The sequence below is a fragment of the Rheinheimera fenheensis genome, assembly GCF_039871805.1.
Taxonomy (GTDB): Bacteria; Pseudomonadota; Gammaproteobacteria; order Enterobacterales; family Alteromonadaceae; genus Alishewanella; species Alishewanella fenheensis.
Map to the genome: position 1 here is coordinate 24,941 of NZ_JBDPJM010000015.1, position 13,106 is coordinate 38,046.

Consider the following 13,106-nt stretch of genomic DNA (forward strand, 5'->3'; position numbering starts at 1 on the left):
CCTGCTCAACCTAAACGTGGGTCGCTTGCGGCAACGCCCGGCTGCTGGTTATTGGCCGCGACGAAGGCCAACAGCGCCGGGTAGTCATCCAGCTCAACTAACTGGCGAAACAGTGTCCAGTCAATCAGGCTGTACAACGCCATACTTACATAGTGCCACTGGCTGAACTCACCATTGGCGGCCTGCTGCTCTAACACATAAAGGCAAGTAGCAACCCGCTCTTTTTGTAGATTAAAAAACAGCTTATCGTCGCTGGTATCAAAGCCGCTGCGGCTGCATTGTAACAGCATGACCAGCGAATCATTTATGGCATTAATCACCGTCAGCTGATTCTCCTGGTACCAACTCAGCACAGTAAAACCCAGTTGCGCGGCCAGATAACGGTAAATTACACCAGAGTCGAAAATCACCTCACCGTTACGCTCCAGCATCGGAATGCGCAGCGTCGGGTTAATCGCTGCCAGGGTTTGCCGGTCTTGCCCGGCAAAAATATTCAGATTAATAAAGTCATGCGGTGTATCGGCCAGTAACAAACGGATCCGTCTGACATAGGGTGAAGTTTGTGAGCCATAGAGTTTCATTGCGTCTCCTTTGCCGTGGTAAAAAGTGCAGTGATACGAAAACCGGTAACCAGCATGGTGCCGGCAATAACAATAGCGGCGCCGAAAAGCGTATGCCAGCCGATCGCTTCATCTAAAAACACGTGTCCCCACAGCACACCAAATACCGGAATTAAAAAAGTTACGCTAAGTGTTGGTGTAGCACCAAGATCCTGCACCAAACGAAAATACAATAAATATGCCACACCGGTGCACAGCACCCCCAGTGCCAGCACAGCGAACAGGCTGGTCGCGGCAGGCTCTGCCACAGGTCGCGGTATAAACCACAACAACGGCAATAGCCACAGGCTTGCAGCCCACATACTGCCATGGGCATTACTAAAGGCCGGCACCGGTTTGGCCTGCCGGGTATACCAGGTCGCTATGCCATAACAGCAGGCGGCTGCCGCTGCGGCTACTAATGCCCACACACTGCTTTTGTCCGTTACAGTGCCGTCAAATCCCACCAGGACGCCGACACCTGTAATACCCAGCAGCAGACCTGAGGCCAGCCTCAGTGACATAGGTTGGCGAAAGAACAGCCAGCCAATAATAGCGCCCCACAGCGGTGCCGTGGCATTTAGCACCGCCAGTAAAGATGCGGTAAGGCTTTGCGCCGCATAGGCAAATAGCAAAAACGGCAAAGCCGTGTTAAAAAAACTCAGCAGCAGATAGTGTCCGGCATACTGTTTAAGCGGCAAGCGTTGTTTTAGCACCAGCGCGACCAGCACTAAAAACACTGCTGCCATAAATACCCGGCCAAACATCAACCACGCCGGGCCCAGCTCTGGCACACCCAATCGCATAAACAAAAAGGACGCGCCCCAGATCGCAGCCAGTACCACTAACCGCAAAACACTTGCTGCACTCACCCACTGTTTCCTGTTTTACTGCTGCCTGACAAAGCCTGTAACACCCCTTATCGGTATAACCAAAACCACACTGCGGCACCGGTTAACAACAGCAGTAGCATAATTAAACCCCAGGGCCGTTTTTTCTCGGCAAAGGGATCAGTCATCGTGCGTTTAGCGCCTTTAGGTAACGTGGCAAGCCCGGTTAAGGATGCGCCAAAAGGCACATTAATACGTGCCCGTGTGTTAACTGCCCAGCCATTTGCATCCAGTAAAGGCCCCAGGTTACGCCGGCGCAATGTCATATAAGCCATCAGCATAGATGGACAGGAGATCAAAAGCACAACGCCCAGCAGCACCAACGGAACTTGCCACCAGGGTAAGGCAAACAGGCCAGACACTATCGCCGCTAATGCCGTGCCCAAGGCGCCCACTGCCAGGCCGATGGCGGCAAAAATACCGGCAAACTTAGCTATATCAAAACTGCTTGCGCCCGCAGCCGGCGCTGCAGCTATATCCGCCGTGGTTTTAGTCTCGATATCTTTATCGCGGCTGGCGGCAAATTTTTGTAGCTGCGTTTCGATAAAGGCCGCAACGCGTTTGTAGGGTGACCAAAATGCCTGACGGATACTCACCGGTTGCGCCACTACTTTAGTTACGCTGGCTTTCCAGTCCCGGCCCTGGCGGTCATAGAACACGCCATTACGCCCCGGCACCATTAACTCGTCCACATCGCCACCGGTTAGGGCCGCGACAATACTCACTGGCGCTTCCCCCTTGCGTACGCAGGTGCAGTACACCAGATAACAACCGCTAAAAGGCGCCATGGTGGCATGACGGGCCATATCATTAACAAACATCACCAGCTCGCAGCTGCGCTGATCCAGATAAAGGGTCCCCGCCTGAAAGATGGCTTTCTTTTTACCTTGATAAAAATCACTCAGCGAAACAAAGTTACGCAGTAAGGTCACCAGATAACGTTGGTAGTGCACCAATCGCTCGGCATTATCGACATTATCAGCAAAGGTTTTCTCGGCTTTATCTGCAGCTATCAAGGCTTCTAAACGCAAGGCAAGATCCGAGTTGATAATCTGCTGCAACCGTTCAGTCGGTAAATTGTGTAGCGCAGAATCAAGCTTGCTGGCCTGCCAGGCACGCCAACCAGCGAGCTGGGCTGAAATAGCAACCCAATCTGCCTGCTGCAGGCTGTCAGTGTCTTTGCCCAACAGTGGCTGAACCACCTTAGTGCTAAATTGCGCTATGGCAGCTGCCCAGGCCGGGTTTACGCCGCTGCCAAGCGGTAACGGCCGCTCTGGCCCCACTTCGGCTAACGGTAAGGCGGCAATATCAGTATCTGCACTGGCAACGGCACGGTTAGCCAACACAGCATAAACGCCGGCTTCTGGGTTAAGAGCCGGTGTGGCCCGGCTGTCAAAGGCTGCCAACTGGCAGCGAACAAAAAAGTCATCGATTTTAGCTTGCACCTGCTCAAAGGCGGCAACGGCATCAGCCGTCGCACTGCCTAATGGATTGAGCTCGGTGGAGCCATCCTCAGCGGCCTGATACCAATCGACAATGGCTTTGGCATCGGACATAAAAGCAGCCAACAGGCTTTCATCGACGCCCTGGCCACCACTGCGATCCGCTACGCCACCGGTTACAGTGACGATGTCGCTAATGAACTGCTTCAACTCGTCATCATCGGTCAGTTCAGCCATCACCACGCCATCACCGTTAAAATGATCGGCCGAAAATAGCTTGGCTTTATCGGCAAAGTCTTCAGTCTGCAGTGTATCTTGTGCGGTTTTACCACTGTATTGCAGTACACGCTGGGCGGCGGTTTTAAGCGCCTGCCCCTCTTCGTCCTGATCATTGATGGCGGACAGCGGCACGCCAGGGTTTTGGAACATTAAATCGGCATCCTGCAGACGCTGGCAACACCAGTGCACAGCAGATTGCACTTCCGGGATCCGCACCTGGCCATCGCCATCAGTGTCTAACAGCGCAAGCGTGCGGCTGTCAAATTCCAATCCGGTAGTTGGGCAATTAAGCACGGTCCAAAGCTTTGGATCCAGCTCATTTAAGTGTTCTAAGTCTGCCCCACGCTCCAACGCAACCTGATCAAAACCACCGCTGCGAAAAAAATGCCATTTATGTTGATTTTCGTTCACTGACATCGTTTTCTCTCCCTGATATTAAAAGTTAACTGAGCATAATGCACAGTTATTACATTTACCATGCAGCCAACTCATTGATGCAGAATTTTTGCACACAGCTGTTGCCAAGCTATGCAACTTTATTGCATAATCATCCCGCTTCATTTTTGCTTTATAGCTTTTGGCCCACGCTTTGCGTGGGCTTTTTAATTTTAGCGCGTAGAAAAAACGTCAGCTTTTGTCATCATGGCCAATACGGCTTGCAACAGCACCGGTTTGTTGCTGATATTTGGCGTCGGTTCTTTTGTTATAGGGCCGCGCTGCCGGGCCTGTCATTAACTCAAAATTCAGTGCACCAATTTTCATTTTCGGCCTAAGCGCCAGCGGCAATTTACCGCTGTTATAAAACTCCAGTACGATATTACCCGACCAGCCCGGGTCGATACGGTGCGCAGTAACATGCACCATTAAGCCTAAACGGGCCAATGATGAGCGGCCATCCAGCCAGCCGACGATATCATCCGGTAAGGTGACCGACTCCAGCGTCATCGCAAGCGCCAGCTCGCCCGGGTGCAGAATAAACTTATCGCCATCGGCAATGTAAATCTCATCGCTCATCACGCTGTTCAGCGCTTTATCCACTTCGGCGCGGGGGCCGCTTAAATCGATATAAGGCGCGGCATGGGCCTGAAACACGCGGAATTTATTGCCCAAACGAATATCCACACTAACACCACTTATCATGTCGGTGTCAGGCATAGGTGCAATGCTAATTTTACCTTCGTCTAAATAGCGCTCTATATCACGGTCACACAGTCTCATTCTAATCGTCCGTTATGATAATTTCAGGTTGGCGGCGTTGTTGGGCACTTGCTTGCCAATGCAGCGCCAGCATAATTTGTTGGCCGATTGTACGGTATATTTGCGCCACAGGCTGCTGTTTTAACACCACAGGTACGCCAGCATCGGCCTGCTCGCGGATTTGCTTTTGCAGCGGCAACTGTCCCAACACCGGTACCTGATAGCGCTCTGCCAGCGCCACACCGCCATCGGTGCCAAAAATATCATCCTGCGCACCGCAGTGACTACACTGATAAAAGCTCATGTTCTCTACCAGCCCCAGCAGCGCAATATTCACCTGACGAAACATGCTAATGGCTTTTTGCGCATCGGCCAGCGCCACATCCTGTGGTGTGGTGACGACAACAGCCGCAGTCACGGGCAGTTTTTGCGCCATGGTCAGCTGAATATCGCCGGTGCCCGGCGGCATATCAACAATTAAATAATCAAGCTCTGGCCAAAGGGTTTCATTGAGCAGCTGTAATAAGGCTTGGCTGGCCATAGGCCCGCGCCAGACTGACGCTTGCTGTGGGTCGACTAAAAACCCTATTGATTGTAAATAAACCCCATGGGCAAACTTGGGCTGCATTAACTTATTATCGGGTGAGCTAATCTTTTCTCCGGCCAACCCTAACATCGTCGGGATAGACGGGCCGTAAATATCAGCATCCAGCAAGCCTACTTTAGCGCCTTCCAGCGCCAGCGCCGCGGCAATATTCACTGCCGTAGTCGATTTACCAACACCACCTTTGCCCGATGCCACCAGAATGATCTGTTTAATGCTTTTAAATACCGGCGCGGTATTAAGCTCGTAGCTTAGCTGTAAGATGTAGCTAAAACCGGCCTCTGTCAGCGCCTGCTGCACCCCCTGTTTTATTGATAGCAACGGCAGCTGCAAGCTTAGCTGCAGGGTGTTGTTTTCAAGCTTAGCGCTATGCAGCAACAGGGATAGCGGCACACCGCTGCCAGGCAATTGCCATTGTTGCAAGAACTGCTGTAACGCCTCCGGCAGCACTTGCGCGTGGTTTGCTTTAAACCAGTTAAACATCAGCACCTTTCCAATTTCAGAGTTAACGCGTTTTTTTGCCCAATCCGCTGCTTGGCGGGTGCGCAACGATGACGGCTAGTGTATCATTTAGCGAAATTTTTTCAGTTATTTATGCAAAAGAGCACCGCTTAATGTCGACACGGAAAATACTGGTAACCAGCGCTTTACCTTATGCCAATGGCCCTATCCATTTAGGCCACTTACTGGAATATATTCAAACCGATATCTGGGCCCGCTTCCAAAAAGCACGCGGCCACCAGTGTTACTACGTTTGCGCCGACGATGCACACGGCACGCCCATTATGCTTAAAGCGCAAGAGCAAGGCATTACGCCCGAGCAGATGATTGCCAAAACCAATATTGAACATCAGGCAGACTTTGCCGGCTTCGCGATTGGCTTTGACAATTACTACTCGACCCACAGTGAGGAAAACCGTCAGTTTGCCAGCCAGATTTACAACAAACTGAATGAGGGTGGTTACATAAAGCGCAAGACCATCAGCCAGCTGTTTGACCCGGATAAACAGATGTTTTTACCCGACCGCTTTGTCAAAGGCGACTGCCCCAAATGCGGCGCACTGGATCAAAACGGCGACAGCTGTGACGTCTGCGGCGCAACTTACAGCCCGACCGAAGTAAAAAATGCCCGTTCCGTGGTATCAGGTGCTACGCCGGTGTTAAAAGACTCTGAGCATTATTTCTTTGATTTACCGGCCTTTGGCCAGATGCTGCAAGACTGGACCCGCAGCGGCAGCTTACAGGATGAAATGGCCAATAAACTGCAGGAATGGTTTAAAGACGGCTTGCAAATGTGGGACATCAGCCGTGATGCGCCCTATTTTGGCTTTGAAATTCCAGGTGCTCCGGGCAAGTTTTTCTATGTTTGGTTAGATGCGCCTATCGGCTATCTGGCCAGCTTTAAAAACTTCTGCGATAAAACCGGCACTAACTTTGATGAGTTCTGGCGCTTAGACTCTGACGCCGAGGTGTATCACTTTATCGGCAAAGACATTATTTATTTCCATAGCCTGTTCTGGCCGGCCATGCTGCATGGCGCTGGCTTTAGAAAACCCAATGCGATTTATGCGCACGGTTTTGTTACGGTTAACGGCGCTAAGATGTCCAAGTCGCGTGGTACCTTTATTAAAGCCCGCACCTATCTGGATCATTTAAACCCGGAATACCTGCGCTACTACTTTGCCTCTAAACTGACCAGTGGCATTACCGATCTGGATTTAAACCTGGATGACTTCAGCCAGAAAGTAAATGCCGATCTGGTGGGTAAAGTGGTCAATATTGCCAGCCGCTGCGCCAGTTTTATCACCAAGCGTTTTGACGGCAAGCTGTCAGCCTCTGTTGCTGAACCTGCACTCTTGGCTGAATTTGTCGCTATGGGCGACAGCATTGCTGAGAGTTTTGAGAAGCGTGAGTTTGCCCGTGCGATCCGCGATATTATGGCGCTGGCCGATAAAGCTAACCAATACATCGATGCCAAAGCGCCCTGGGTGCTGGTAAAAGATGAGAGCAAACAGCAAGAAGCGCATGATGTGTGCTCGATGGGCATTAACCTGTTCCGCGTCCTGATGCACTACTTAAAACCGGTATTACCGCTGATGGCATCCGAGACCGAAGCCTTTTTAAATAGTGAACTTAGCTGGAACACCTACCAGCAGCCGCTGCTAAACCATGCGGTTAACCCGTTTAAAGCCCTGATGCAGCGGGTTGATCCGCTAAAAGTGCAAGCCATGCTGGAGGCATCGAAAGATAACCTGCAACCGCAAACCAGCACTAAGCCGGTCGCTGAAAAGGCCGCTAAACCTGATGCTAAAGCCGCTGCTGGCGAGCGGGAGCCAATTGGCGACACCATCAGCATTGATGATTTTGCCAAAATTGACCTGCGCGTAGCCAAAATTATCAAAGCTGACGCCGTAGAAGGTGCAGACAAACTGGTGCAGCTGCAGCTGGATATCGGTGGCGGCGAAGTACGCCAGGTATTTGCCGGCATTAAAGCAGCCTATTCCCCTGAGCAGTTGGAAGGCCGTTTAACGGTGATGGTAGCTAATTTAGCACCACGTAAAATGCGCTTTGGTTTATCAGAGGGAATGGTACTGGCTGCAGGCCCCGGCGGTAGCGATATTTTTATCCTGTCACCGGATGAAGGTGCCATACCGGGTATGCGGGTGAAATAAGTCATGGGCAGCAGCGCTGCCCGTATTTTTTTAAAAGGCAAAGGATGTCTAGCAAAAGCCCCTATCGCAGTTTTAGTGCATTATTTTTAACCACCCTGCTAATGCTGGTGGCCCAGGGCAGTTTATCGACCTACCTGGGCTTATCGCTTGCGCAGCAACAGGTAGACTCTACCTGGATAGGGGCGCTAATGTCCTGTTACTATCTGGGACTGGTACTGGGCTCTAAGCTGGGCCATAAAGTAATAGCCCGGGTCGGTCATATTCGCGCCTTTGTCGCCAGTGCAGCCATTGTCAGCACCTGTGCGATGAGCCACGTGCTGATAGACGAACTGGCTATTTGGCTGCTGCTGCGGGTGGTGGTTGGCATGGGCATGATGTGCCAATACATGGTGCTGGAGAGCTGGCTCAATGAGCAAACCGAAAGCTCGCAGCGCGGCACTGTGTTCGCCTTTTATATGATTACCTCTTACCTTGGCATGATTGGCGGCCAGGCTATGTTGAGCCAGTTTCCTGAGCTTGGCATAGCGCCGCTGCTGATCATCAGCATGTGTTATTCGCTGTGCATAGTGCCGATTGCCCTAACCCGGCGTATTCACCCGGCGCCACTGCAACCGGCACCACTGCAAATATTCACCTTCTGGAAAAAAGTGCCGCAATCACTGACCGCTATTACCGTGGCTGGCATGATGGCGGGCTCGTTTTATGGTCTGGCACCGGCCTATGCTGCCAGTAAAGGCATGACTACCGAGCAGGTCACCTTGTTTATGTCGGTGACGATACTAGCCGGTTTGCTGGCGCAGTGGCCGATGGGCAAAATCTCTGACCGTATTCCGCGTAGCCGTATTTTACGCTTTAATGCCGCGGTGCTGACCATACTGACGTTGTTAATTGCACTGCTGCCGCTGTCGGGCATACTGCTGTTGGTCGCCACTTTTTGCTATGGCATTTTGGCTTTTACGCTGTATCCGATTGCCTCGGCTTTTGCTAATCAAAATGTCGAGCAAAATGATCGGGTGGCGCTATCTGCCACCGTATTACTGACCTTTGGTTTAGGCGCCTGTTTTGGCCCGCTTTTGGCCTCGGCCCTGATGCAATTGCTTGGCCCGGCCATGTTATATGCCTTTATCAGCGGCTGTGCCTTTGCGCTGTTCTTACGTTTGCTTCGGGTAAATTACACGCAAAAACAAGTGAAACGCATGATGGACGAGCAGCAAAATGCCCAGTTTAAAATGGGCTCAGGCGATTTAGTCTCCTCCCCCTTGGCCGCTGCACTGGACCCGCGGGTTGACGAAGAGGTGGTACTGGCGCAAATGCATGATGAGGAGTACCAAGCCGCCCGCCAGCAAGTGCCGGCAGGCTATGACGAAGATGTCGAGTTTGATAAAAGTGATGATAGTTTTGAGCAGACTGACGCTGACATCCCGGCAGCCGATACGCAGGCCAAGCAGCAAACCTGATATTGAAGCCGCTGTCTGCAGCGGCTAGTTGTTGTGCATGACCACTTTATTCCACAGGTTCTGGTTTTTCACGTAAGAGAAGTACTCATCAGGATGCCAGCACTTGGGCAGCAGTGGCATATTTTTACGTTCTTCAAAGTTTGATACCAGCTTACTGAGAATTTCCAGTAACCTGTCTTCGCTAATTTTCTCCAGCTTTTTGCGCGCCGGTGGGTAGTAAAGGTTATTCTCGACACTGATAATGCAGCCCTGGGCCGACACGTTATAAGTCAGGTTGCGCGTTACCATACGGCAGATGGGCTGGCGAATATCAGCCGGGTACAGGCCGGTAACAATGGCATATTCGTAGCGGTCCAGATCCTGCCGGTCTGAGTCTTTTGGAATATAAGTCACGCCAAAACCCTGCGGAAACACGCCAGTAATGGCCAGCAGTGCATCAACCGCGACTTTACTGTAAATGCCTTTCTCTACGCCTTTCTCTAACACCAACGCCACCTTGGGTAAGGTGTCGTAGGCGTAACTGCTTTTAGTCGATAGCACCACTGAAGTATAAATTTGCGGAATTTTTAACAGGTTGCCAATGCCGTGCTCAGGTTTAATGGCATTTTTTAGCAGCATGACGACAAAGTTTTGCCGCTCGGCTTCCAGCTTCAGGTGCTGCTCGCGCTCTTGCTTCGAGTTACCGCTATATTTTTCCAGCCCCAGGCCCTGCACCACGTATTTCAGGCTTTCCCGATAGCTGATTTGCAATAATGCAACCCGCTCATCATTATCAAGTACCCGAAACTCATCCGCGTTACCCTCCGGGCCTTTTAGAATAAGTTGGGCGTCAGGATGACAAGTACCAATGTCCTGCAACAGGGCTGCCATCAACAGCGGCAGCTGTACATCATCCCGAAACGGGTGATACTCATCTTTTACTGCTTTTTGGCCTTTGCTTGCCTGCAGCCGCTGCTGCACATAAGCGTTGTTCAGCTCGCCATCGGCCAACAGTTTATCCAGCAGGCGCAGCGATAAAATGGCTTTGTACAGATGTTTGCTTTTTTGATTGCTGGCCGCAACCTGCTTACCTTCGGTGGGCGACATCAATTGGATAGTGCCCAGCAGCTTGGCGCTGAGCATATTGGTTTCTTCCACCGACTCACCCTGACACAGATCGAGAATATCACGGCACAGCCGTTTTAGCGCCGCCATACGTACGCTGGCTTCTTCTTCTCTGGCCTGGGTAAAGGTTTGCTGCTCGGTTTGCGCCTGCTTTAAGTTACGCTCGACCAACGCCAGATCGCGCTGACTCACCTGCTGCTGACGGCCCTCGAATAACATGACCTGCTGCGCCAGCTCGGTTTTTTCGGCTTGTTGTGCCAGCGTTTGCTGAAAATACACTGTAGCCTGCTCATATACCGAATCAGCGACCGGCGTGGCGTCATAAATACGGTTTATCAGTACACTGACTGCCTTGCTGTATGTTGATTTACCAATACTTCCTAGTGTCATTCGGGCCGGATGTCCTGCATATGTTAAGATAAAACGCTCTCACTCAGTTTACCCAAGCGTCACGGTTTTGCCAGTAAATCAGAATGTTAACACAAGCTTACCAATAGTCGAATTACTGGCCATTAACTGATGTGCCTGCTCGACCTGTCGCCAGGGAAATTGTTGTTGCAGTACCGGCGCTATCTCACGCTGCGCCAGGGCTTTGCCAAAACTTTGGCTAAACGCCTGCGTCAGGTTGGCTTTATAACGGTTACTGCGATTACGCAAGGTAGAGCAAATTAGCTGACCTCGGCGTTTAAACAACGCCGCCAAATCTAAAGACGACACTTCGCGTCCGCCCATCATGGCGTACACCACCAGCTTGGCGTCCATTGCCAGCAAAGGGATTTCACGGCTGATGTACTCCCCAGCCACCGGGTCAAGAATAAGCTGAATGCCATCCGGCCAATGCTGTGCCAATACCTGCTCAAAGGCTGAACTTTGGTAGTTAATGGCGATATCTGCGCCTAATTGGCGACAGGCCTCAAGTTTATTGTCGCTGCTGGCGGTGACCGCCACCTGTGCTCCCAATGCTTTGGCCAGTTGAATAGCGGCGGTACCAACACCGCTGGCGCCGGCATGAATAAGCACGCGCTGACTACTTTGCAGGTTGCCAATGGTACATAGCAGCTGATATGCGGTTAAAAACACCTCTGCTGTGGCAGCCGCTTCCGCCATCGAATAGCCATTAGGCAGCGCCATCGCATGGCCGGCCTGCATCAGCGCATATTCGGCATAGCCGCCACCATTTACCAGGCCAAACACCGCTTTGCCAAGCCAGCTTTTATGCAAGGGCCCGGTAGCAACGACTATGCCCGCCACTTCCAATCCCAGGTTCGGACTGTCATTGACCGGTGGCGGGTATAAACCGCGGCGCTGCATTAAATCGGCCCGGTTAATGCCGGCGGCCGCCACCTTTATTAGCAGTTGGTCGGGCCCGGGCTCAGGCGTTGCCAGCGACTGCGTTTGCAGCACGCTATGTTTACCCGGATTAACTACCTGTATTGCCTGCATCATTGCCGGTATTGTTGCCAAGGTATGCTCCTGCTGTTTATCTGCGCCACGCGCTAACTAAAACAAATTCTACTTTAGCTTTGGCCGGCGCTTCTCTACAATGCGGCCTTTAGTCTAGCACAGTGTAAAAAAGTCAATGAACAAGCCAGCACACCCAGCCGCTATGCCCAGCCTGATGCTGCAAGATAGCCGCGAAAAATCGTTAAAACGCCAGCATCCGTGGATTTTTTCTAAAGCCGTGCACAAAGTGAATGGTAACCCTGCCGATGGCCAGACAGTTGCAGTGTTCAGCAGCAAAGGCGAATGGTTGTGCTACGCAGCTTACAGCAGCCAGTCACAAATTCGTGCCCGCGCTTGGAGTTTTGTACAAAGCGACGTTATTGATGATGCGTTTTTTCAGCGCCGCATTGCCCGAGCCTGGCAGCTGCGCACTGAGCTGTATGATTTAACCGACACCACCGGCCTGAGAGTGGTTGCCGCTGAGTCTGACGGCTTACCCGGCGTCACCATTGATAAATACGACACTATTTTAGTTTGTCAGCTACTATCCGCCGGTGCTGATACTTGGCGCCATGCCATTGTCAAAGCACTGGTAGCGCTATTTCCCGGCCACAGCATTTATGAGCGCTCTGATGTCGATGTGCGGAAAAAAGAAGGGCTGCAGCCGACTACAGGCTGGCTGCACTTACCGCGCGATAGTGGCGAAGTGGTAATCAAAGAGCATGGTATGTCACTGCTGGTTGACGTTATACATGGCCACAAAACCGGCTTTTATCTGGATCAGCGTGCCAGTCGTGCTGCCGCTAAACGTTATGCCAAAGCGAAAACAGTGCTTAATTGTTTTAGTTATACCGGCACCTTTGGTGTTGCCGCACTTCAAGGCGGTGCCCTGTCGGTGACCAATGCTGATCTCTCTGAGCTGGCACTTAACACAGCGCTTAAAAATGCTGAATTAAACCAATTAGATTTAACCAAGATCGAAAACGTAAAATTTGACGTATTCAAACTGCTACGCCAGTATCGGGAACAAGGTAAGCAGTTTGGTATGGTGATACTCGACCCACCAAAGTTTGCTGAAAGCAAAGCGCAGTTAATGGGCGCCTGTCGCGGTTATAAAGATATCAACATGGTGGCAATGCAGATTGTTAAACCCGGTGGCTTGCTGCTGACGTTTTCCTGCTCTGGTTTGATGGAAGACAATCTGTTTCAGAAAATCGTTGCCGACGCCGCGCTTGATGCCAAACGCGATTGTTTATTTATCGAAAAGCTCAGCCAGGACGGCGACCACCCTGTCGCCAGCTTTTACCCCGAGGGCAGTTACTTAAAAGGCCTGGTGTGTAAGATCTACTAACCTTGCTTATTTGGCGCTGGCAGCACCTTGCGTTAAGCTAACGCCACTAAACACTATTGGAGGAACCT

The 13,106-nt window shown here is 51.5% G+C and carries 10 protein-coding genes; 3 read left to right on the forward strand and 7 right to left on the reverse strand.

Annotation, left to right across the window (positions count from 1 at the left end; translation table 11 throughout):
• Positions 1 to 5 precede the first annotated feature (5 nt).
• The 5 genes from ABGI61_RS16090 to apbC form a co-directional block, all read right to left on the reverse strand.
• On the reverse strand, positions 6 to 581 hold the full coding sequence (locus ABGI61_RS16090; protein WP_347603170.1) for a glutathione S-transferase family protein: 576 nt from the start codon (positions 579 to 581) through the stop codon (positions 6 to 8).
• Positions 578 to 1,471: a DMT family transporter gene (locus ABGI61_RS16095; protein ID WP_347603173.1), complete on the reverse strand. Its 894-nt coding sequence runs from the start codon at positions 1,469 to 1,471 to the stop codon at positions 578 to 580. The genes ABGI61_RS16090 and ABGI61_RS16095 overlap by 4 nt, the downstream gene beginning before the upstream one ends.
• Positions 1,472 to 1,518: 47 nt before the next feature.
• Positions 1,519 to 3,627, reverse strand: coding sequence for a hypothetical protein (locus ABGI61_RS16100; protein ID WP_347603176.1), 2,109 nt, complete (start codon positions 3,625 to 3,627; stop codon positions 1,519 to 1,521).
• Between the two features lie 210 nt (positions 3,628 to 3,837).
• A complete protein-coding gene (gene dcd / locus ABGI61_RS16105) occupies positions 3,838 to 4,428 on the reverse strand; it encodes a dCTP deaminase (protein WP_347603179.1) in 591 nt (196 codons plus the stop codon).
• A gap of 1 nt (position 4,429) precedes the next feature.
• Positions 4,430 to 5,494: an iron-sulfur cluster carrier protein ApbC gene (apbC, locus tag ABGI61_RS16110; protein WP_347603182.1), complete on the reverse strand. Its 1,065-nt coding sequence runs from the start codon at positions 5,492 to 5,494 to the stop codon at positions 4,430 to 4,432.
• 131 nt (positions 5,495 to 5,625) lie between these two features.
• Between apbC and metG the strand changes: the two genes are divergently transcribed.
• Both metG and ABGI61_RS16120 read left to right on the forward strand, forming a co-directional pair.
• Complete coding sequence (gene metG, locus ABGI61_RS16115; protein WP_347603185.1) at positions 5,626 to 7,683, forward strand: methionine--tRNA ligase; 2,058 nt, start codon at positions 5,626 to 5,628, stop codon at positions 7,681 to 7,683.
• 44 nt (positions 7,684 to 7,727) lie between these two features.
• Complete coding sequence (locus ABGI61_RS16120; RefSeq protein ID WP_347603188.1) at positions 7,728 to 9,140, forward strand: MFS transporter; 1,413 nt, start codon at positions 7,728 to 7,730, stop codon at positions 9,138 to 9,140.
• A 24-nt stretch (positions 9,141 to 9,164) separates the two neighbouring features.
• On the opposite strand, the gene ABGI61_RS16125 is transcribed toward ABGI61_RS16120, so the two are convergent.
• A complete protein-coding gene (locus tag ABGI61_RS16125) occupies positions 9,165 to 10,634 on the reverse strand; it encodes a hypothetical protein (RefSeq protein ID WP_347603191.1) in 1,470 nt (489 codons plus the stop codon).
• A gap of 78 nt (positions 10,635 to 10,712) precedes the next feature.
• Positions 10,713 to 11,708, reverse strand: a complete 996-nt coding sequence (locus ABGI61_RS16130; protein WP_347603194.1) for an NAD(P)H-quinone oxidoreductase — start codon at positions 11,706 to 11,708, stop codon at positions 10,713 to 10,715.
• A 115-nt stretch (positions 11,709 to 11,823) separates the two neighbouring features.
• Between ABGI61_RS16130 and ABGI61_RS16135 the strand changes: the two genes are divergently transcribed.
• The gene (locus ABGI61_RS16135) at positions 11,824 to 13,038 is read left to right on the forward strand and encodes a class I SAM-dependent methyltransferase (protein ID WP_347603197.1); all 1,215 of its coding nucleotides are present in this window, start codon (positions 11,824 to 11,826) and stop codon (positions 13,036 to 13,038) included.
• Positions 13,039 to 13,106: the final 68 nt, after the last annotated feature.